Source organism: Sphingomonas sp. CROZ-RG-20F-R02-07 (assembly GCF_022662335.1).
Taxonomy (GTDB): Bacteria; Pseudomonadota; Alphaproteobacteria; order Sphingomonadales; family Sphingomonadaceae; genus Sphingomonas.
On the sequence record NZ_JAKNQJ010000015.1, the window covers coordinates 34850 to 56339 of the forward strand.

The 21490-nt window shown below is 67.8% G+C and carries 20 protein-coding genes and 1 tRNA gene; 8 read left to right on the forward strand and 13 right to left on the reverse strand.

What is annotated here, in order from left to right; genetic code table 11:
- The first annotated feature begins 24 nt into the window (after positions 1-24).
- Genes L8H00_RS16245 through L8H00_RS19015 form a run of 5 tightly spaced genes read left to right on the forward strand, consistent with a single transcriptional unit; the run spans position 25 to position 5586 of the window.
- Positions 25-276 carry an acyl carrier protein gene (locus tag L8H00_RS16245; RefSeq protein WP_242098352.1) on the forward strand — a complete coding sequence of 84 codons (252 nt, stop codon included), beginning with the start codon at positions 25-27 and terminating at the stop codon, positions 274-276.
- On the forward strand, positions 266-1477 hold the full coding sequence (locus L8H00_RS16250; protein ID WP_242098353.1) for an acyl-CoA dehydrogenase family protein: 1212 nt from the start codon (positions 266-268) through the stop codon (positions 1475-1477). Before L8H00_RS16245 ends, L8H00_RS16250 begins: the two co-directional genes overlap by 11 nt.
- Positions 1477-2388, forward strand: a complete 912-nt coding sequence (locus L8H00_RS16255) for an amino acid--[acyl-carrier-protein] ligase (RefSeq protein WP_242098354.1) — start codon at positions 1477-1479, stop codon at positions 2386-2388. Before L8H00_RS16250 ends, L8H00_RS16255 begins: the two co-directional genes overlap by 1 nt.
- Positions 2389-2413: 25 nt before the next feature.
- Complete coding sequence (locus tag L8H00_RS16260; protein WP_242098355.1) at positions 2414-4192, forward strand: alpha/beta fold hydrolase; 1779 nt, start codon at positions 2414-2416, stop codon at positions 4190-4192.
- Positions 4189-5586: a sugar transferase gene (locus L8H00_RS19015; protein WP_242098356.1), complete on the forward strand. Its 1398-nt coding sequence runs from the start codon at positions 4189-4191 to the stop codon at positions 5584-5586. Before L8H00_RS16260 ends, L8H00_RS19015 begins: the two co-directional genes overlap by 4 nt.
- Positions 5587-5590: 4 nt before the next feature.
- Here L8H00_RS19015 and L8H00_RS16270 read toward each other — a convergent pair whose 3' ends face one another.
- From L8H00_RS16270 to bamD, 4 genes are all read right to left on the reverse strand, one after another.
- Positions 5591-6571: a cation diffusion facilitator family transporter gene (locus L8H00_RS16270; protein ID WP_242098357.1), complete on the reverse strand. Its 981-nt coding sequence runs from the start codon at positions 6569-6571 to the stop codon at positions 5591-5593.
- 69 nt (positions 6572-6640) lie between these two features.
- Positions 6641-6964, reverse strand: a complete 324-nt coding sequence (locus L8H00_RS16275) for a hypothetical protein (RefSeq protein ID WP_242098358.1) — start codon at positions 6962-6964, stop codon at positions 6641-6643.
- Positions 6965-7210: 246 nt separating this feature from the next.
- A complete protein-coding gene (recN, locus tag L8H00_RS16280) occupies positions 7211-8866 on the reverse strand; it encodes a DNA repair protein RecN (protein WP_242098359.1) in 1656 nt (551 codons plus the stop codon).
- Between the two features lie 265 nt (positions 8867-9131).
- Positions 9132-10157, reverse strand: a complete 1026-nt coding sequence (bamD, locus tag L8H00_RS16285) for an outer membrane protein assembly factor BamD (RefSeq protein ID WP_242098360.1) — start codon at positions 10155-10157, stop codon at positions 9132-9134.
- Between the two features lie 173 nt (positions 10158-10330).
- Here bamD and L8H00_RS16290 point away from each other — a divergent pair, with 173 nt between their 5' ends.
- Positions 10331-11155: a phosphoheptose isomerase gene (locus L8H00_RS16290; RefSeq protein ID WP_242098361.1), complete on the forward strand. Its 825-nt coding sequence runs from the start codon at positions 10331-10333 to the stop codon at positions 11153-11155.
- An 84-nt stretch (positions 11156-11239) separates the two neighbouring features.
- Positions 11240-12406, forward strand: coding sequence for a glycosyltransferase (locus L8H00_RS16295; protein ID WP_242098362.1), 1167 nt, complete (start codon positions 11240-11242; stop codon positions 12404-12406).
- On the opposite strand, the gene L8H00_RS16300 is transcribed toward L8H00_RS16295, so the two are convergent.
- The 4 genes from L8H00_RS16300 to yajC all read right to left on the reverse strand — a co-directional run bounded on the left by L8H00_RS16300 (position 12394) and on the right by yajC (position 15777).
- A complete protein-coding gene (locus L8H00_RS16300; protein ID WP_242098363.1) occupies positions 12394-12759 on the reverse strand; it encodes an Mth938-like domain-containing protein in 366 nt (121 codons plus the stop codon). The genes L8H00_RS16295 and L8H00_RS16300 overlap by 13 nt on opposite strands.
- A complete protein-coding gene (gene secF / locus L8H00_RS16305; protein ID WP_242098364.1) occupies positions 12759-13727 on the reverse strand; it encodes a protein translocase subunit SecF in 969 nt (322 codons plus the stop codon). Before secF ends, L8H00_RS16300 begins: the two co-directional genes overlap by 1 nt.
- Before the next feature lie 105 nt (positions 13728-13832).
- Positions 13833-15431, reverse strand: a complete 1599-nt coding sequence (gene secD, locus L8H00_RS16310) for a protein translocase subunit SecD (RefSeq protein ID WP_242098365.1) — start codon at positions 15429-15431, stop codon at positions 13833-13835.
- A 4-nt stretch (positions 15432-15435) separates the two neighbouring features.
- Positions 15436-15777: a preprotein translocase subunit YajC gene (yajC, locus tag L8H00_RS16315; protein ID WP_242098366.1), complete on the reverse strand. Its 342-nt coding sequence runs from the start codon at positions 15775-15777 to the stop codon at positions 15436-15438.
- Positions 15778-15991: 214 nt separating this feature from the next.
- On the opposite strand from yajC, the gene L8H00_RS16320 reads away from it, so the two are divergent.
- A tRNA-Pro gene (locus L8H00_RS16320) sits at positions 15992-16068 on the forward strand.
- A 136-nt stretch (positions 16069-16204) separates the two neighbouring features.
- On the opposite strand, the gene L8H00_RS16325 is transcribed toward L8H00_RS16320, so the two are convergent.
- From L8H00_RS16325 to L8H00_RS16345, 5 genes are all read right to left on the reverse strand, one after another.
- Positions 16205-17191 (reverse strand): hypothetical protein, encoded by a 987-nt coding sequence (locus L8H00_RS16325; protein ID WP_242098367.1) that lies wholly within the window; start codon positions 17189-17191, stop codon positions 16205-16207.
- Positions 17192-17248: 57 nt separating this feature from the next.
- On the reverse strand, positions 17249-18028 hold the full coding sequence (locus L8H00_RS16330) for a hypothetical protein (protein WP_242098368.1): 780 nt from the start codon (positions 18026-18028) through the stop codon (positions 17249-17251).
- 203 nt (positions 18029-18231) lie between these two features.
- Complete coding sequence (locus L8H00_RS16335) at positions 18232-18765, reverse strand: DUF805 domain-containing protein (protein WP_242098369.1); 534 nt, start codon at positions 18763-18765, stop codon at positions 18232-18234.
- A gap of 585 nt (positions 18766-19350) precedes the next feature.
- Positions 19351-20517 carry a hypothetical protein gene (locus tag L8H00_RS16340; RefSeq protein WP_242098370.1) on the reverse strand — a complete coding sequence of 389 codons (1167 nt, stop codon included), beginning with the start codon at positions 20515-20517 and terminating at the stop codon, positions 19351-19353.
- Positions 20518-20753: 236 nt separating this feature from the next.
- Positions 20754-21245 carry a type VI secretion system tube protein Hcp gene (locus tag L8H00_RS16345; protein ID WP_242098371.1) on the reverse strand — a complete coding sequence of 164 codons (492 nt, stop codon included), beginning with the start codon at positions 21243-21245 and terminating at the stop codon, positions 20754-20756.
- Positions 21246-21490: the final 245 nt, after the last annotated feature.

A 21490-nucleotide genomic window follows, 5' to 3' on the forward strand; every position in this document is an offset into this window, starting at 1 on the left:
CGACCGAGCCTTGAGGATAGTCCATTGGAACAGCAACTGCGCACGATCCTCGACGAAGTGGCGGGATTGTCGAGGCCGGCGGCCGATCTCGCGCCGCGCGACGACCTGTTCGCCGCGGGGCTCACCTCGTTCGCGACGGTGGGCGTGATGCTGGCGATCGAGGATGAATTCGATGTCGCCTTTCCCGATGCGCTGCTGGTGCGCTCCACCTTTCAGAGCATCGCTTCGCTCTCTGCCGTGATCGCGGGTCTGGGAGCCCAGTCGCGTGCTGCATGACACGCGTCTGCCCGGGCAAGTGCCGCTGACGGGGATCGAGCGCGTGGCGCGGATCGCCGCGGACCATGCCGATGCGGTGGATCGCGAAGGGCGCTTCCCGGCCGAGGCGATCGCGGCGTTGCGCGAGGAGGGGCTGCTCGGCGCGATGGTGCCGGTGCATCTGGGCGGCCATGGCGCCACGCTCGCGACGATCGCGCATCAGGCGCAGCGGCTCGGCCGCGCCTGTTCGTCCAGTGCGATGATCTATGCGATGCACCAGATCCAGGTGGCGTGCATCGTCGCGCACGGTCTGGACCAGCCCTGGCACCGCGACTTCGCCGGCCGGATCGCCGCCGAGGGATTGCTGCTGGCTTCGATCACCTCCGAAGTGGGGATCGGCGGCGACATGCGCTCTAGCCTGTGCGCGGCGCCCGCCGTCGATGGCCGCGTGGCGATCGTCAAACAGGCGCCGACCGTCTCCTATGGCGAGCAGGCCGATGCCTATCTGGTCACCGCACGCCGCGATGCGGAGGCGCCCGCCTCGGATCAGGTGCTCGTCACCATCCTCAAGGCGCAGAGCCGCGTCGAGGCGACCGGCAACTGGGATGCGCTCGGTATGCGCGGCACATGCAGCACGGCCTTCACCTTCGCCGGCGACGGCGTGGCGGCGCAGATCCTGCCCGTGCCGTTTGCCGAGATCGCCGCCGATTCGATGGTGCCCGTCTCGCATCTGCTCTGGGGCGCGGTGTGGACCGGGATCGCGGTCGAGGCGCTGTCGCGCGCGCGCCAGTTCCTGCGCGCGCAGGCGCGGCGCCAGCCGGGCGTCGTCCTGCCGGGTGCGGCGCGGCTGATGCGCGCGGCAGGGCAGCTCGATCTGATGCAGGCGCGGCTCCACGATCTGATCGGCCGCTTCGATGCCTGTCATACGCTCGGCAGCGAGCGCACGGTCGTCGGCGCGGACGAGGCGGGATGGCCGGCCGGCATGGCGCGCGCCGCCACGCTCAACACGCTGAAGCACGACGTGTCGGAGATGTGCCACCAGGTGGTGCTCCAGGCGCTGCTGATCTGCGGCATGGCCGGGTACAAGAACGGCACCGAATTCAGCATCGGCCGCATGCTGCGCGACATCCTGTCGGCGCAGCTCATGATCTCGAACGACCGGATTGCCGCGAACACCGGCACGCTGCTGCTCGCGCAACGCACCGAATTGGGGACCTTGTGATGGATATGCAGACGAGTTTCCGATCGCGGCTGGTCGCGGCGGGTATCCTGTTTCCGACCGGGGTGGACGGGCTGTGGGGGCGCAACGGCGTCTTCGAGGCGATCCATGACGGGATCGATCGCGCGATCACGCGCGCGGGGCTCGCCGATGCGCCCGAGGTGATGCGTTTTCCGCCCGCCATGGCGCAGAAGACGTTCGAGAAGAGCGGCTATATGAAGAATTTCCCGCATTTCGCGGGGACGGTGCATTGCTTCTGCGGCGACGACCGCGCGCACCACGCGCTGCTCGGCCAGATGGAGCGCGGCGAGGACTGGATGGGCAATCAGCAGCCCGCCGATCTCGTGCTGACGCCGGCCGCCTGCTACTCGGTCTATCCGATCGTGGCGCAGCGCGGCGTGCTGGCGACGGAGGGGCATCTGGTCGATGTCGCCTCCTATTGCTTCCGCCACGAACCGTCGCTGGAGCCGACCCGGCTCCAGCTTTTCCGGATGCGCGAATATGTCCGCATCGGCACGCCCGAACAGGTGCTCGCCTTTCGCGAGGACTGGATGGAGCGCGGTCAGGCGTTCGCGCGCTCGCTGGGGCTGCCGTTCGAGGTGGACGTGGCGAACGATCCGTTCTTCGGCCGCGCGGGCAAGCTGATGGCCGACAGCCAGCGCATGCAGAACCTGAAATTCGAGCTGCTGGTGCCGGTGAACGACGGCGCGGGGCCGACCGCGTGCCTCAGCTTCAACTATCATATGAGCTATTTCGGCGACACCTGGGATATCCGCACGCTCGACGGGCAGCCGGCGCAGACCGCCTGCTGCGCGTTCGGGATGGAGCGGCTGGTGCTCGCGATGCTGCGCCATCATGGCTTCGACCTGTCCGACTGGCCCGCAAGCGTCCGCGCGACGCTTGGGCTCGACTGATCCGGGCCGGCGCGGGCGTGGCGCTGTGACCCCGATCTATTTCGACGGCTGTTTCGGCTGGCTGCACGAAGCGCAGGGCGGTGCCGCGCGTCCCGGCGTGGTGCTGTGCCCCGCCTTCGCGCAGGAAGAGGTGTGCACCCATTACGGGATGATGGCGCTGGCCGAACGGCTGGCGGCGGCGGGTTTCCCCACGCTCCGCTTCGATCCGCGCGGCACCGGCGACAGCGTGGCGGCCGAAGCGACGCTCGACGGGCTGGTGGACGACGCGGTCCGCGCGGCCGATTGCCTGCGCCAGCGCTGCGGCGTGGAGGCGGTCGCGATGGTCGGCCTGCGCCTCGGTGCGGCAGTGGCGACGCTGGCGGCGGAGCGGATGGGCGAGGCGAGCGCGCTGGTGCTGATGGCGCCGGTGCTGTCGGGCCAGGCCTTTCTGCGCGAGACGCGCGCGGCGGCCGCGGTCGCGAGCCTGTCGGGGCTCGATCCGGTGATGCCGATCGAAAGCGACCACGCGCTCAACACCAACGGCTTTCACTGGCCCGCCGCGTTCCAGCGCGCGGTCGCCGCGATCGACCTTCAGGCCCCGCCCGCCTGCCCGGTGATGATGAACCCGGCACGCGGCGACCGCCGTACCGCCAGGCTCGCCGAATCATGGCGCGCGGCGGGCACGGCCGTCACCGAGCGGCCGTTCGCCGATTACGAAGGCTGGATGCAGGATCCCACCACCAGCCAGATCCCGCAGGCGAGCTTCGCCGCGATCGCGGCGTGGCTGGTGGAGCATGCCCTGCCGGTGTCGTCCGGCCGCAGCGCTGCGCCCGTCGCCGTCACCCCGGTGCTCGAGGCGGATGACTTCGTCGAGGAGCCGGTGCGTTTCGGTGCGGACGGCGTGCTGTTCGGCATCCTGTGCCGGCCGCGCGCCGCGCCGGCGGCCTCGATCGCCGCGCTGCTGCTGCACGAGGGCAGCACGCATCATATCGGCAATGGCGGCGCCTATGTCGCGCTCGCGCGGCGGATGGCAGGGGAGGGGACCGCCTCGCTGCGCATGGACCTGACAGGGATGGGCGACAGCCCGGCCGGCGACAATGCCCGCCACCCCCATTACGACCCCGAGCGGATCGCCGAGGGCGTCGCCGGGATCGACCGGCTGGCGGAGGCGGGCTTTGCCGGCGTGGTGGCGTTCGGGCTGTGCTCGGGTGCGCACACCGCCTTGCAGGTGACGCTGGCGGACCGCCGCGTCGTCGGCAATTTCGTGGTCAACCTCCAGAAGTTCGTCTGGCATTATGGCGATGACATCCGCGTCGCGGTGCGCGACAACAAGCGCTCGTTGAAGGCGTATCTGCGCGCGATGCGCAATCCCGGCGAATGGCGCCGCGCGCTGTCGGGCGAGGCGGACCTGAAGGGAATCGCGCGCGTGCTCGCCAAGCGCGGTGCTCTGCGGGCGGCGCACGCGCTCCGCAGCCTGTTGCCGCCTGCGCCCGACTCGGAGATCGCGATCGTCCGCGCGCAGATGCGCACGCTGGCCGAGCGTGGCGTGCATTCCACGCTCGTCTTCAGCGACGAGGATCCGGGCCTCCCTGAGATGAGCATGAAGTTCGGCCGCAAGGCGCGTCGGCTGGCGGCGTTCGCGCCCGCGCGAATGGTGCTGCTCGACTGCGCGGATCATCATTTCAACGGCGTGTCGGTGCGTCGCCGCCATGCCGATCTCAGCGTCGCCGTGATGAAGGCCGCGATCGACGCGCATGGCGAGCGCGCCTGCGCGCCGAGCCCGCTGCCGCCCCGCGTCGCACCGTCGTGCCGGGCCGCCGCGTGAGACCCGATCGGCCGCCTACCACCGTCGATGCGGTGGCGTTGTCCTATCCCACCAGGCGCGGCTCCGCGCCGCGAACGCGGCGCATCGCGATCTACGCGCTGCTCGCACTCGGCGACGGGTTCGCGCTCGCGCTCGCCTTTCTGCTCGGCGATCTTGTTCGGTTCGGTCCGGTGGTCGACCCCTCGGCGCTCATCAGCCTGGTGGTGATGCTGCCGATCTATTACGGCATCGTCGTCCAGCGAAAGCCGTACAGCGCGCGCTTCTTTCTCGACTGGCGCCGCACCGCACGCGATTCGATCACCGCGTTCGTGACCGCCATCGCGGTCGCGATGTTCGTGGCGGTGTACATCCATGCCGAAACGCCGATCTCGCGCAGCGTGGTGCCGCTTGCCGGTCCGTTCGGTTGCGTCCTGCTCGTGGCCAGCCGTTGGGCCCTCCGCCGACTGGCCGAGGCGATCGCCAGCGGGCCGCCGATCGCCACCATGATGCTCGTCGATGGCGTCGCGATCGACGCGCCCGCGGGATCGCCGGTGATCGACGCCGCGCTCTACGATCTGCGCGCCGATCTGAAGGATCCTCATGCGCTCGACCGGCTGTGCGCGGCGATCGGCGGCGCCGAGCGCGTGGTGGTGGCATGCCCGCCCGCGCGGCGCGAAGCCTGGGCCGCGGCGCTGAAGGGCGCGAACGTGCAGGGCGAGATCGTGCTGCCCGAACTCGCCGCGATCGGCATGCTGCGCGCCTCGCGCTTCGGCGAATGCGCGACGGCGGTGGTATCGCTCGGCCCGCTCGACACGATGAACCGCCTGCTGAAGCGCGCGTTCGACTTGACCGTCGCGCTTGCCGCGCTGGCGCTGCTGTGGCCGCTGCTGCTCGTGGTCGCCGTCGCGATCCGGATCGACAGCCCGGGGCCGATCCTCTTCCGCCAGCCGCGCATGGGCCGCGGCAACGGGCTGTTCGCGATCCTGAAATTCCGAAGCATGCGCGACGATCTGTGCGACCGCGCGGGCGACCGATCGACCGAGCGCGGCGACCCGCGGATCACCCGCGTCGGCCGGATCATCCGCGCGACCAGCATCGACGAACTGCCGCAGTTGCTGAACGTCGTGATCGGCGACATGAGCATCGTCGGCCCCCGGCCGCATGCGCTGGGCAGCCTGGCGGGCGATCGGTTGTTCTGGGAGGTCGATCCGCATTACTGGGATCGGCACGCCATCAAGCCCGGCATCACCGGCCTCGCGCAGGTCCACGGCTTTCGCGGCGCCACCGTCGCCGAACGCGATCTGCAGAACCGCCTGCGCGCCGACGTCGCCTATATGCGCGGCTGGTCGATCTGGCGCGACATCCGGATCCTGATCGGCACGGCGGGGGTCGTGTTCCACCGCAACGCCTTCTGACGGCTCAGACGGTGCCGGGCGCCGCCAGCGCGCAGTCGCCGCATTCGACCTGGATCGTCGCATGGCCGATCCCGAAGCGATCGTGCAGCAGCGCCTCGGCCGCGCGCAGGAAATCGTCGCCGGGATGGCCGGCGGGCATCACCAGATGCGCGGTGAGCACGGGTTCGGTGGTGCTCATCGGCCAGATGTGGAGATCGTGGACGCGGTCCACGCCCGCCAGGGCAGCAAGCGCGCCCTCGACGCGGTCGAAATCGATGCCGCGCGGCACCGCGGCCAGCGTCATCTCCACCGTCTCGCGCAGCAGCCCCCAGGTCTGCCAGAAGATCAGCACCGCGATGACGATGCTGACGACCGGATCGATCCAGCCGAGCCCCGTCCGCCAGATGACGATGCCGGCGATCACCACGCCCGCCGACACCGCGGCATCGCCCGCCATGTGGAGGAACGCCGCGCGCACGTTCACATCGCCCTTGCGCCCGCGCGCGAACAGCAGCGCGGTGCCCAGATTGACCGCGATGCCCACCGCAGCGACCACCGAGACGGTGAGCCCCGCCGTCGGATGCGGGTCGCCGATCCGCTGCGCCGCCTCCAGCACGATCGCGCCCAGCGCAACCAGCAGGAGCAGCCCGTTCATCAGCGCGGCGAGGATCGTCGAACCCTTCAGCCCATAGGTGAAGCGCTTGGACGGCGCCGAGCGCGCCAGCGTCGCGCCCGCCCAGGCGACCGCGAGCCCCAGCACGTCGGACAGATTGTGCCCCGCATCCGCCAGCAGCGCGACCGACGAGACGTGCAGGCCGACGATCGTCTCGCCCAGCACATAGGCGATGTTGAGCGAGATCCCGATCAGGAAGGCGCGATCGAAATTGGCGGGGGCATGGACATGGCCGTGGCCGTGCGAATGGCCATGCCCGTGCGAATGCCCATGGCCATGGGCGTGGTCGTGACCGTCATGCTGATGGCCATGATGGTGGGCGTGGCCGGTCATCGCGCGTTCCTTCGAATCATCCGCGCCGCCTACACCGGCCTGCGCGTGAGATACTAGGACGCGGACGGCTCAGGATTTGCCGAACAGCCCGCCCAGGATCCCGCCGATGCCGCCCTGTTCCGCGCCACCCCGTTCGCCGCCGCCGAGAATGGCCGCGACCTTGCCGAGCGCACCCTCGCCACCGAGATGGCCGAGGATCTGTTGCAGCGTATCGGTGGGCAATCCGGTCTGATCCGCCGCACCCGCGACCGTGTCGCCGGGGGCGGTGTGCTGCTGGCCGAGTGCGGCGATCGCCTGTTCGACCTGTTCGGGGGTGAGCCCCACCTTGGCCGCGAGATTCGCCACGTCCGTGCTTCCGGCGATCTGGCCGAGCAATCCGTCGAACAAGCCCATCGTCGCTCTCCTGTGTTCCGCGCCCGATCCGAACGGGCGCCCCCAGCATAGCCGCGCCCAGGCCGCTTGTCGCTCGGCTTTGGGCGGGATGCACGCGGGTTTAAAGGCTTATGACCTTAGGTCGCTCCGTTCGCCCTGAGCTTGTCGAAGGGCCTTTTCCGCCGCCAAGGTCGACTGCGGCGAGCGTGCTTCGGCAGGGTCGGGCGCGAACGGCTTCGAAGATCGGACGAACCAACGTCGTCTCGCTCAGTCCACCAGCAGCCGGGCCGCCTGCGCGCGCGCCTCGTCGGTCACGGTGGCGCCGGACAGCATGCGCGCGATCTCCTCGCGCCGCTCCGCCTCGTCCAGCGTGCGGACGCCGGTGCGGGTCACGATGCCGTCATGCGCCTTGGCGATCAGCAGATGCTGCCGCCCGCGCGCGGCCACTTGCGGGCTGTGCGTGACGACCAGCAACTGCGTGCGATCGGCCAGCCGCGCGAGCCGGTCGCCGATCGCGCTGGCCACCGCGCCGCCCACGCCGCGATCGATCTCGTCGAAGATCATCGTCGCCGCGCCGCCGGTCTCGGCGAGCGCCACCTTCAGCGCGAGGATGAAGCGCGACAGCTCGCCGCCGCTGGCGATCTTGGCGAGCGGCGCGAACGGCGCGCCGGGATTGGTGGAGATCGCGAACTCGACCCGGTCCTTGCCCGCGCCCGACCAGCCTTCCGCGCCAAGCGGGCCGATATCGGTGCGGAAGCGGGCCGCATCGAGCTTCAGCGGCGCGAGTTCGTCCGCCACGGCGGCGTCGAGCCGCGCGGCGGCGGCGCGGCGGCGTTCGCTCAGCATCCCGGCAGCGGCGTCGTAATCGGCGCGTGCAGCGGCGACGCGCGCCTCGATCAGCGCGATGCCGCCTTCGCCCGCCTCGAGCCGCTCCAGCCGCTCCTGCAGCTCCTGCGCGAGCGCGGCGAGATCGTCGGGCTGGACGCGGTGCTTGCGGGCCATGGCGCGCAGCTCGAACAGCCGCGCCTCGTCCTCTTCCAGCGCGCGGGGATCATAAGCGAGCGCGGCGCGTGCATCGCGCAGCCGCTCCTCGGCGACCGCCGCCTCGATCACCGCGCGATCGATCGCGGCGAGCGCCTCTGCCAGCCCGTCATGCTCCCCGGCGATCCGCTCGAGCACGCGCGCCGCCTGGCGCAGCCGCGCGAGACCGCCGTCGGAGCCGTCGAGATAATCGTCGATCGCGGTCAGCTCGGATGCCACCTTTTCGGCGCGCTGCATCGACCGGCGCGTGTCGGCGAGCGTCTCCTCCTCGCCCGGCTGGGGGGCTAGCGCGGTGAGTTCGCCGACGGTGTGTTCGAGCCATTCGCGGTCGCGCGCGGCGGCGTCGATCTCCGCACGCGCCGCCGCCAGCGCCGCCTCCGCCTCGCGCAGCACCGCCCAGGCGCGCGCCGCCTCGGCCGAGTCGATGCGCCCGAACATGTCGAGCAGCGCGCGGTGGCCGGCGGGCGCCAGCAGGCCGCGATCGTCGTGCTGGCCGTGGATCTCCACCAGTTGTGGCGCGATCTCGCGCAGCAGCGCGGCGGATGCCGGCTGGCTGTTCACGAAGCCGCGGCTACCGCCATCGGCCTTCACGATGCGGCGCACGATCAGCGGCTCGCCGGGCTCCACCTCATAACCATTCTCGTCGAGCAGCGCGGCGAGCGGCGGCGGCGGCGGATCGAAGGTGGCCGTCACCGCGGCCTGTGCCGCGCCGTGCCGCACCAGCCCGCTGTCCCCGCGCGCGCCCAGCGCCAGTCCCAGCGCGTCGAGCAGGATCGACTTGCCCGCGCCCGTCTCCCCGGTCAACACGCCCAGCCCGGCGCGGAAATCGAGATCCAGCGCCTCGATCAGCACCACGTCGCGAATGGAGAGAGCGGTCAGCATGGCCGTTCCCTTAGAACAAAACCGGTCCGGCTCAAATGGGTAGCGGGTGGTGTTCGCCGATCGGCGGGAAGCTCGCGCAGATTACCCACTTCCCGTTCCCCGGCGAAGGTCGGGGCTCGGTTGGGAGAACCCATGTGACGACGCGCAGCGCTCCTTGCCATCATTCCCCAACTGGACCCCGGCCTCCGCCGGGGAGCGACAGGTGGGAAGCGCGGAGATCACGCCTGCCACCGGTGCGGGAACCTATACCTTTTGAAAGGTCGGATCAGCCCGGCGTCGATCCCGTCGTGGTCGGCGTCGGCGTGCCCGTCGTGCCGCCACCCGGCGAACCCGGCACGGCCGATCCCGGCGAGGCGGGCGTCGGCGTGCCCGGCGCTTCCGCCTTGGGCGTGGCCGGCGCATCGGCCTTGGCCGGGGTGGGAGTGGCGGGCGTCGAGCCCGGCGCGCCCGCGGCGACTGACCCCGGCGTTCCCGGCGGCACGATCAGCTGGCCCGGCGCGAGCGGCGGCACCGGCTTGAACGGATGCGCCTGCATCAGCTTGTAGGCGCGGCCGTACCAGTCGCTGCCCGGATAGTTGCGCGCCAGCACCGCCGCCGCCTTCTCCGCCTCGCCGGGCACGCCCAGCGACAGATAGGTCTCGGTCAGCCGCATCAGCGCCTCGGGCGTGTGCGTCGTCTGCTGATAGGTGTCGATCACGGTGCGGAAGCGCAGCGTCGCGGCGAGCCACTGCCCGCGCCGTTCGTAGAAACGGCCGACCTCCATCTCCTTGCCCGCGAGGTGATCGTTGACCAGATCGATCTTGAGCCGCGCATCCGCCGCATAGCGCGTGTCGGGATAGCGGCGCGTCAGCTCGCCCAGCGCGTCGAGCGCCTGGCGGGTGATCTTCTGGTCGCGTGTCACGTCCTTGATCTGCTCGTAATAGCCGAGCGCGATCAGATAATAGGCATAGGGCGCGTCGTGGTTGCCGGGGTGAACCGCCAGGAAGCGCTGCGCCGACTGAATCGATTCGCTGTAGCTGCGATCGAGATAATAGCTGTACGCGCTCATGAGCTGCGCGCGGCGCGCCCAGATCGAATAGGGGTGCTGGCGCTCGACCTCGTCGAACAGCACCGCTGCCTCCTTGTAACGCCCCTGATCCAGCCGCTTCTTGGCGGTGGAATAGAGCGTTCCCACATCGCGCGCGATGTAGGGCGTGTCGCCCTTCGCCTTGTTGCGCGCACAGCCGGCGACGGGGAGCGCAAGCGCGGCGAGGAGCGCGAGGGTGATCGCGCGAGACTGGGGGATACGCATCGGATCGCTCCTTAGCGTAAGCGCCCGCCCACGAACAATCCCCTTACGCAGCTTGGCGCCTCACCCGCCTTGGCCCCTTCAAACAGGCGTCGGCCCCTTTACGCCGGAGGGATCGCGGGGGCAGGGTGGGGCGTTGGCGTTGTTCGCCATCACCCATTTTCCGAGGATCCCGCATGCCCGCCACGCTGCTCCACACCCACCGCGTCGAAAAACCCTGGGGCCGCCACGATCTGTGGCCGGGCTTCCCCGATCCGGCGAAGGACGCGCCGCCCGTGGGCGAGGTGTGGTTCCAGGAGCCGGGCGACACCACGCCCGATCTGCTCATCAAATATCTGTTCACCGGCGAGAAGCTGTCGGTGCAGGTCCATCCCGACGACGACCAGGCGCATGCCCGCGGCCTGCCGCGCGGCAAGGACGAATGCTGGACGATCCTGGCCGCCACGCCCGATGCGAAGATCGCGGTGGGCACCAAGCAGCCGGTGGAACGCGACGCGCTGCGCAAGGCGGCCGAGGATGGCAGCATCGAGGATCTGCTGGACTGGCACCCGGTGAAGGCGGGCGATTTCATGTACTGCGCCAGCGGCACGATCCACGCGATCGGCGGCGGCATCACCTGCATCGAGGTGCAGCAGAATTCCGAGACGACGTACCGCCTCTACGATTACGGCAGTGACCGCGAGCTTCACCTCGACGACGGCATCGCGGTGGCGAACCCGGTGCCCTATGTACCGATCGTGTCGCCCGGCCGGGTGGATGCCGAGCGCACTGTGCTGGTGGAAGGGCCCAAGTTCGTGCTGGAACGCTGGACGGGCGGCAGCCACGCGGTAAGCCTGCCCGAGGGCAATACGGGCTGGATCGTGCCGATCAAGGGATCGGGCGAGGTCGCCGGCGTGAGCGTGAAAGCCGGCGAATGCGCGACCGTGACGGGCCGCGAAACGGTGAGCGCCAGCGACGACGCGGACATGCTGTTCGCTTATCTCGGCACGAAGCGGATCTAAATCGGTCATGCGGGCGCGCGGATAATAGTCGGGGAGGGGTGAAATAGGCGCGTCCTTTACCCTTTCCCGCTAGCCCCGCGCATCATGCTCCGCGTGCTGACCCTCTCGACGCTGTTTCCCGACGCGACGCGGCCCAATTTCGGCGTCTTCGTCGAGCGGCAGACGGCGGCGCTCGCCGCGCTGCCGGGCGTTGCCGTCACGATGGTCGCCCCGATCGGCATGCCGCCCTGGCCGCTGTCGCGCGGCGACCGTCATGCCGCACTCGGGCGATTGCCGTTGCGCGAGCGGTGGCATGGCCTCGACGTCTATCGGCCGCGCTTCGCCGCGCTGCCGTTCACCGGCGGTCGCTTCCACGCGCGGGCAATGGAACGTGCGATCGTGCCCGTGCTCGATGCGCTGGCGTTCGACGTGATCGACGCCTCCTTTTTCTTCCCGGACGGCGTGGCGGCGGTGCGGCTGGGCCGGCGCTACGGCGTGCCGGTGTCGATCAAGGCGCGCGGCGCGGATGTCCATCATTGGGGCCGCGCACCGGCCACCGCGCGGCAGGTGGCGCAGGCGGGGCAGGGCGCGGACGGGCTGCTCGCGGTGTCGGCGGCGATGCGGGGCGACATGATCGCGCTGGGCATGCCCGCCGACGCGATCCGGGTTCACCGCACCGGGGTGGATCATGCGCGGTTCGGCGCGGTCGACCGCACGGCGGCGCGCGCGGCGCTCGGCGTGACGGGGCCGCTGATCGTCGCGGTCGGCGCGCTGATCCCGCGCAAGGGGCATGATGTGGTGATCGACGCGGTGGCGCGGCTGCCGGGCGTCGCCCTGTGGATAGCGGGCGAGGGGCCGGAGCGCGGCCGTTTTGAGGCTCACATCGCCCGCGCCGGGATCGGCGACCGGGTGCAGCTGCTCGGCGGCGTCGCGCATGACGATCTGCCGCGACTGCTGGCGGCGGCGGATGTGATGGCGCTGGCGTCGGCCTCGGAGGGGTTGGCCAATGCCTGGGTCGAGGCGCTGGCGGCGGGGACGCCGATCGTCGTCACCGATGCCGGCGGCGCACGCGAGCTGCTGAGCGACGAGCAGGCGGGGCGCGTGGTCGCGCGCGACCCGGCGGCCTTCGCCGCGGCGATCGCCGATCTGCTACGCGCGCCGCCCCGCACCGAGGCCGTGAAGGCGGCAGCGGCGGGTTATTCCTGGGCGGCGAATGCGGCCGGGCTCCACGCGCATCTCGCCGGCCTGATGGCCGCGCGTCAGAGCGGGTAGAGCGCCGCCGCGATCCCGCGGCCTTCGCTGCGCAACACGCCCCAGGCGCGCGCGGCGGCGCGGCTGTCCATCGCCTCGATCCCGATCCCGCGCGCCTCCAGCGCCCGGCGGAGCGCGGGTGCCGGCTGGACGAGCGTGCGCCCGGTGCCGAGCAGGACGAATTCGGGCGATGCGCCGAGGATCGGTTCGAGCGCGGCGATCTCGAGCGCGGCGATCGGCGGCGGCGTCCACCCGTCGGCGCGCGTCGGCGTCAGCAGCAGCGCGGGATAATAGCCCTCGTCCACCTTGAACCCCTGCGGCCCGATCGCCTGGATCATCGGGCCGTCGGTGCGGGGGCCCCGCTCCATCCGCATCAGCGCTTCTCGCGCGGCCCCACGCGCTCCGCATTGTCGAGCGTGCCCGGCTTGGCACGGTTCGGCTCGGCGCGCAGGCCCAGGGTGATGAGCAGCGACGACGAGACGTAGATCGACGAATAGGTGCCGACGAAGATGCCCAGGATCATCGCCGCGGTGAACCCGCGCAGCACATGGCCGCCGAGCAGCAGCAGCGCGACCAGCGCCAGCAGGATCGTCGCCGAGGTCATGACGGTACGCGGCAGCGTCTCGTTCACCGACAGGTTGATGATCTGGCGCATGTCCATCTTGCGATAGCGGCGCATATTCTCGCGGATCCGGTCGTCGATCACGATCTTGTCGTTGATCGAATAGCCGATGATCGTCAGCACCGCGGCCACGATGTTGAGGTCGAATTCGAGGTGCGTCAGCGCAAAGAAGCCGAGCGTCATCAGCAGATCGTGGATGATCGCGACGATGGTCGACACGCCGAACTGCCATTCGAAGCGGAAGATCGCGAACAGGCCGATGCCCAGGATCGCGAGGAACACCGCAAGCAGGCCGTGCTGCACCAGCTCGCCCGAAACCTTGCCCGATACGGTCGAATAGCGCGAGAAGGTGGCGCCGGGGAATTGCTGCGCGAGCGCGGTCTCCACCTTCTTGACGACGGCGTTGGTCGCGCCCTCGTCCGCGCTCTTCTGCGTCGGCAGGCGGATGGTGACCGAATTGTTGCCGCCGAGCTGCTGGAGCGAGGCCTCGCCCACGCCCAGCCGGTCGACCGCGCTGCGCACCGCGTCCACCGAGGGCGGGCTGGCGAATTTTTCCTCGATCATCAGGCCGCCGGCGAAATCGACGCCGAAGTTCAGGCCGCGCGCGAACACCAGCGCGATCGCCGCGATCGACAGCGCGAGCGTGAGCGCGAACGCCATTTTCCGCAGGCGGACGAAATCGATGTTGGTGTCGTCGGGAACGAGTTTGAGCAGGCGCATCGGTCTAGCCTTCCGTCACCCCCGCGCAGGCGGGGGTCCCGCTGTTCGCGCGGATGGAGAGAAGCGGGATTCCCGCGTGCGCGGGAATGACGGGGGAGAAGACGGTCATATGTTGATCGTCTTCGGCTTGTTCTTGCGGATCCACAGCACGACCATCATGCGCGTGAAGGTGACGGCCGTGAACACGCTGGTGGCGATGCCGATCAGCAGCACGACCGCGAAGCCCTTCACCGGCCCCGAGCCGAGCACCAGCATGATGACGCCCGAGATCGCATGCGTGACGTTCGCCTCGAAGATCGTGCGCGACGCCTCCTTGTAGCCCAGCTCCACCGCCTGGATCACGCTGCGCCCGCGGCGCCGTTCCTCGCGGATGCGCTCGTTGATGAGCACGTTGGCGTCCACCGCGGTGCCGATCGTCAGCACGAAGCCGGCTATGCCCGGCAGCGTCAGCGTGCCGTTCAGCAGCGCCAGCACGCCCAGGATCACGAAGACGTTGATGACGACCGCGAGGTTCGCATAGACGCCGAACCGGCCATAGGTGACGAGCATGAACGCCACCACCAGCGCCACCGCGACCGCGGAGGCGAGGATGCCGGCATGGATCGAATCCGCGCCGAGATCGGGGCCGACGGTCGATTCCTCGATCACCTTCAGCGCGATCGGCAGCTTGCCCGAGCGAAGCGCGATCGCGAGCTGGTTCGCGCTCTCGACCGTGAAGTTGCCCGAGATCGAGGCGCGGCCGCCGAGGATGGGCTCGTTGATGTTGGGCGCCGAGATCACCTTGTTGTCGAGGATGATCGCGAACGGCTTGCCCGTATTCGCCTGCGTCACCCGCGCGAAGCGGCTGCCGCCCTGGCTGTTGAAGGTGATCGACACTTGCGGCGCATTGGTCTGCGGCTCGAACTCCTGCCGCGCATCGGTCAACTGGTCGCCCGAGATGATCGTCGCGCGCTTCACCGCGATGAAGGGAATGCCCTGCGGGTTGCCGGGATAAGGCAGCACCTGGCTGCCGATCGGGGCGATGCCCTTGGCGAGCTGCGCGGGATCGGCGCTCTGGTCGACCAGCTTGAATTCGAGCTTCGCGGTCTTGCCGAGCAGGTCCTTCAGCGCCTGCGGGTTCTGCAGGCCCGGCACCTGGACGACGATCCGGTCGGTGCCCTGCTGGACGATCGTCGGCTCGCGCGTGCCGAGTTCGTCGATGCGGCGGCGGACGACCTCGGTCGCGTCCTTCATCGCGGTCTCGATCGCCTGGGTCAGCCCCACCGCGGTGGGGCGCAGCACGAAGCGCGAGCTGTCGACGACGCTGATGTCCCATTCGCGCTGGCCCGACATGCCCGCGCCGCTGCCGGTGATCGTCAGCAACCGCTCGCGCGCCGCATCCACCTGGCCGGGGTCACGCAGCAGGAAAGAGAGCTGGCCGCCGCGCGTCGAGATGTCGCCGATCGCGATGTCGGGCGTGCCGCGGTGCATCTCGGTCGCGATCTGCTCGCGCATAGTCTCGATCCGCGCGTTGGCGAGATCGTTCGTATCCGCCTCGAGCAGCAGATAGCTGCCGCCCGCCAGATCGAGCCCCAGGTTGATCCGCGGGTGGACCGGCCAGCGGTTCGTGACCGATTCGGGCAGGAAGCTCGGGATCGCAAGCGCGCACAGCACGGCCAGCAGGCCGATGATGGACGCGACCTTCCAGCGGGGGAAATCGAGCATCGGTTCAGTCGTTCGCCGGCTTGGCGGAATTGGCGCCGACGATGTCGGTCAGCGTCGCCTTCACCACGCGGACGCGCGTGTTGGGGGCGATCTCCACCTCGACATGCGCATCCTCGACGCGCGTGACCTTGCCGACGATGCCGCCGGCGGTGACGACCGTGTCGTTCTTCTTCACCGCGGCGAGCATCGCCTGGAACGCCTTTTGCCGCTTCTGCTGCGGGCGGATCATCAGGAAATAGAACACCACGAAGATCAGCGCGAAGGGCGCGAACAACTGGATCATGCCGGCGGCGCCGCCGGCGGCGGTGCTGCCCGTGGCTTGGGCGTAGGCGGGGGAAATGAGCATGGGATCCCGACGTGTCTGGTCGGCGGACGGCCTACGCCCGCGCGGATGGCTCGCCCGCTATCATCGGTTGGTCGCCTGCGCAATGTTTGCCGCGACGTGGGCATCGGGCGAAAGAGGACGGGATCGCCGACGAACGGAACGGCTTGCATCGCGCGGTGCCTGCGCGTAGTGCGCGCCGCTCGGGCAGGTTCGACGGCGTCGGCCTGCCCTCGGTCGGGGCGTAGCGCAGCCTGGTAGCGCATCACACTGGGGGTGTGGGGGTCGCAGGTTCGAATCCTGTCGCCCCGACCAACAAAATCAATATGTTAGCGTGATGAATCAACAGCTGTGCCGGTGATTGCTTTCAAGCAGCAATCACCGGGCAAGCACCGTGTCGGTGGATGTCACTTTGCCGCATGTGGCGTCGGGCAGCTGGGTCGAGCGTCATTCACTTAGGCAGCATCCGCATGCAGACCGCCAGTCCCTGCGTCGCGCTCACCGATCCGCTGAGGTTCACGATATCATCGACGCGACCGGCCGGCGCAGGGGCACTGCTGATGGTGAGTGTGCTCAGGTCGGGCAGCCGGAGCTTGCCAAGAAGCGGGTTCGAGCCGGGTGCAAACAGCACGGGGCCATCTCCTGGGTTGGTGCTGTGCATGGTGACGGACAAGGTGGCACCAGCGATCTCGACCGGCGAACCGTTGCCGCCAGACTGCCAGAAACCGAAGCGGATCGGCACGGCTTCGCCTTGATCGTAGCGTGGCCCCTTGTGCATCCGGTACACGGCCACCATCCCGTCACGGCGTGTATAGCGCAGACCAAATTCGTTGCCGTCACGCGTCATGCGTCTGATGCCGCAGCCATCGTGATCGAACTCGGGCACCCAGCCGAGATCGATGACGTGGTGTTGGTTTGGGTTGGGCGCTGTGCTCTGAGGTTTTGCGGTCACGCCGCGGCACGCGTTTAGCGTGTCAACGGCCGCAGCACTGCCATCCAGCATGACTGATCGAATGAGACGATGGTCCGGCGTGTAGAAGTTGAGCCGCTTCGCCTGAACGACGCGTGGGAGCAGGCTGTCGGCAGGCCAATCGGCCATGAGCAACGTGCCAAGCGCACCGCTCGTCGCGTCGAACGTCACCCTCCCGATCTGCTCTGCGCTGTCACCTTGCGCGACCACGGTCACTTGGACCGGGGCGGTGAACGCGCCCCGGGTTGGCAGCACGAGCGCCAGGACGATCTTGTCGCTATGTAGGGGCGCGATGATCGCCATGTCCTGACCAGGGCCAGATCCACGATGCGTCAGCATGCAGCGATTAGCTTGGGGCGTCATCTGCCAGCCGCCGTCTAGGATGACGGTGTTCGGCAGGGGACCAACGAAGGGCGAAGTGACTTGGGCAATTACGGGCGCAGCGGCGAGCACGGCAGCTGTGGTCATGATAAGGCGCATCGATCGTCTCCGAGCGAGTGAGGTTGTCTGAGCAGACGGCTGCCTTCAGTTCGGCGGCGTCTCGGGCGGCGGGGCGATCACGTCGGGAAGCCCGGTATCGCTGATCTCCTCGCGCGTGCAGCGACGGAAGGCACCCTGCTCGTCACCTTCATGTTTGAAGGAATCGGCATCAGCCTCGGTGATAGTCAGTGTTTTATCGAAGGGGCCGCTAGGCGTTGAGCCAATTAGGTGAAGCTTGTCGCTGGTCAGCGCCCACCGCGCGTTTAGGATGCGAGTCTGCGCCGTATGATTTGCCGCAAGGGTCAGGCCCATTCCGTTCGCGCAAGCGGTTGGGGCGGCCTCGATCCCGATCCAAGTTCCCACCAACCACTTAGGCGTGAGTACCGCCAAAAGCTGCTGGTGCGCCCGCTCAGCTTCTTCCGCTTCCTTCCCCTGCTGCTCTGCCGCGAGTTGATGTGCGACGATGTTATTGATGGCGTTGTTGGCGAATGTCCGTGCCTCCTCCACATTGCCCGTAATGACGAAACTGCCGGGGCGTTCGGCGGACGGACTGATATCGTAAGTGATCGCGAACGAGCGAGTGTCGCCATTCATCTCCGACATCTTGGCGCTCGTGTTGCACGTGACGCGGTTAACGTTTTTGTCGGCGGATTGCAGTGTCGTCAGCTCGAAGGTGATGTCGAAGGAGGCCGCTGCGTCGGCAACCATTTTTGCATCGTCAGCGCTGCTGTTCGTGTCCGGTTTGGGCAGGATGAGGCCCCGCAGCGTTTTCTGTACGTCCGGTGCGATGCAAACCCGCTCAGAGCCGGCCTTCAGGAGGGTCATGGTATCGGATTGACCGTTAGGCGTCAGCTTGTCGCACCCGGCCAACGCAAGTGACGCTGTGATCAGCGTAAGCGTTGATAATGCACAGGTGCGCGATGTCGGTCGTGACCTCATGGTACGTCTCCAATGATGTTTGAAGGGCTTGTTACGGCGATGGGTTAGGCGGGTAGGCGTGGAAGATGGGTCTTCCACGACTGGCGCGACTATCGGCGCAAAACTTGAGCTTTGGCCGCCGCGAACTCGGTTGACGTCAGCATGCCCCGGCTATGAAGGTCCGCCAGACGCGTGATCTCGTCGACGTGCGACGTAGCGGCCCTGCTAGCGTCGGTGACACCGGCGCTGGGGGTGTTGTAGATCGTGATCTGTGATGGCTCGGCGCGGCTGTCGATCGCTGTGGTCCCGGCCGAGCCGCGAAATAGGAGCATCAGCTCAAAAACGATGTTCGCGACCGGTACGAAGATCCAGAGCACGGACCAGCCCGACCAGCCAAAGTCGTGAAAGCGGCGTACTTTCAGCGAAAGGCCAGGCAACGCGACAAAGATAAACAGCGCGAAGCCCCACCCTGCCGCGTCATCATCGCTGAACTGCGGCGAGAGGCCAAAGTGAGTCTTCTGATAATTGGCAACCCAAGCGCCGGCTATGATGATGAGGATAGCTAGACCGACGAAGAACGACCAGTATTCTCGTCGCGTTGAGCGGCTTGAATAGTCGAAGATATGCGTTAGCGTTCGAAACATCGGTAGATCCCCCTGTTCATGGTCGGGGGTCGCGTAACGATGTCGATGGCACGTCCCCCGCATTGAGGGGCGACGATGGAAGCTTCGCTCTACGCCGCCCTTATGTCCACTCGGGGCAGCGGCCGAAGCCGGATGTTAGTAACCTGTTCGATGAGCAGGCGCATACGCCTTTACCGGTGAAACCGGCTGGACATGCGCGCATGCCACCCGGCCCCTGAGATCAGCGACCGAGTTCATCGAAAGAGGTTACTAAGCCCCACGCCGTGGCTTTCACACGGCGCGCCGCCATTATAGGCTAGATGGGCGCTGGGAGCAATTGTGCCCAGCGCGAGGCCATTAATCCGGCGGTTCATCGGAGCGAGGCGGCGTTGATTGTCTGCCGCCGCTGTGGCGTGTTTTGGCCGTTAGCGGACCGGCAGGTTTAAGGACGAACGAGCGGTTAGCTGCCGTTCCCGGCGCCGCCGCTCGCACCTTTGTTTCTCAAAGCTGCCTGTCGGCAATCGCCCAGATACGGACATTGCGCCGCCACTGTGGCTACTACCGGCAACGCAAAGGAGAAACTCACTTGTCCTCTAGGACGTTCATTTAGTCGTCTGGCACCTCACCGTGCAACCGCGCTAGGCGCTGCGGTATCGGAGTTGCCGTGTCGATCCGCACCACGGTTGCCCCGCTGGGGACCAAAGCCGCGCGAATCGCGGCGGCCTGGACCTCCGGCACCGCGACATAGACGCGAACCGTGTGCCGGCTTCCCGGTTTTAGCTGCCGAGCCGTTTCGACTATAATCGCGGCCAGCCGTCCGGGGGCCGCCGGCGCAGCCATCATCATTACGTCGTCTTCCCACCCGCGGTTAAGGTCGTCGCGAACCCAGCCTTCCGATGGAGCATAGTCGTTCGCACCCGGCGTCCGCAGCACGGTTGTGGAAGCGGAGCGCGACTTCCAATCGGGATCGAGTCGGAGGAATGCCTCGCGCAAATATTCATGCCACTCGGGTTCGCTGGTGCCAGTTGGGGCGCGCAGAGGCGCAACGAAGGCAGCCTTGCGATGGGCTTCATACGCAGCGTCGGTCGCGTTCACCTGCGCGGCGGATGCGAGTGCGCGCGTCCACGCAGGGCCAGCTGGCGGGGTCACCGCCCCCGTCGCGAGATCAACTGCCATCTCCACCGTTGCCGATGGGCCGAACGGCGCTCGGCCTACCGCTGGAACCACAACTGCAACCAGCACTTGTCGGCCATCAAGTGTTAGCCGGTCCGCGCGGTGCCACTCGAGAGAGCTGACCGAGCGGGGAAGCGCGCTGATGTACGTCGCCGGCAGGAAATCCTCCAATCTGAGCGACCGCACCACCGTTCCGTCCGCGCCGTAGATCACCACCACGTTCACACCGAAACCCATGCTGTGCCAATTGTCGAAGGTGACGACGTGGGTGCCGTCGTCGCTCACGAGCGCCGAGACGGGTGACACTTCATTAGCGAGCGGGCCTTGCCAAACTGTCAGCCATCCTGAGGATGTGCGACGTTCGACAATGCCTCGGGCTCGGCGCTCGCCGCCGCTAGCCTGTCCGGCCGGCTCGCGACCCTTCACCTTATCGTCGAAGTAGGCGAGCGGGCTCGCGATCTCGCGTGGGATAACGGTGAGGCGCGCCGTCTTGCCCGGCGATAAGAACGACTGCCTCGTTGGTGGTATCCAGCTGTCTGCGCGCGCTGCTCCACCTACGTTTACCAGAAGTATCGCCCCTAGGGCGACGAGCCAGCGCATCTCTCTCTCCATCGATCGGCGGTGCCTTGGGCTGCACAACGACTAGCTTGGTCCCGCTTTTTGATCTTGGCTAGCGGCTATCGTTAGCTCCGCGTTTGTGAGGTCGGTGACGCCGCTGCCGAATGTCGGCTTCCACCATCCTCAGCCATAACGAACGGCGCGACGTGGTGGAAAGCGGAAGGGCAGCTTTCGGCGGAAGGCCAGCCTAGCTGCCGCTACCGGCGGTCACGGTCGGCTCAGGTCACCACCTGCTTGATGAGGTCGTGCGAGACGGGCTGCACCCCGCCGGCGTCGGGCTTCTGCGACTTATAACTGTAGGTCACCTTGCCATAAGCCAGCGAGATGTTCTCGGTCGGGAGATCCCCTTGCCCCCCGCCAATACTCACGTTGGAGACGATAATTCCCTCCATATCGATCTGAAGATAGAGGATCGAGGCATCATCGCCGTCAGAGCGGTAGCACGTCAGTGTTCCCTTGCTTATCTGCTTGCCGTTCCAGCAGTATCTAAGCAGGTCATCGGTCGCGGTGTCGAGGTACTTGGAAAAACTGAAATCGCCGTGAACCGCCTCGTCGGTTGCCCCGCCGCCGATGCTGCTACGCGCCACCTTGGTCGGCTGGTTGAAGCTATGAGTCCAGGACAGCACCTGAATCTCGCCGACATGTTCCGGGCTGGTCGATTCACCGATGATGTTCGGTCCGGTGAGTTTCAGATAAACGTTCACTGGCATGGCGCTGGTTCCCTTACATCATGCAATCAGACCCAGCAGCCGTTCGGCGACGAGCCGTACCGGCGCGGACATGAAGCCACTGCCGACTAGTTTGTCCCGACACCGCTTGCTACCGATTATCAAAGGATCAGCAGCGCTCGTTTTATCTACAGCAAGCTGAACGAGCGGCGGCTTCGGGGCAAGCCGCCGAGCGCCCACAATGGCGAAAACTGGGCGTTAGCTGCCGGTCGATTGCGAGTGCGTCA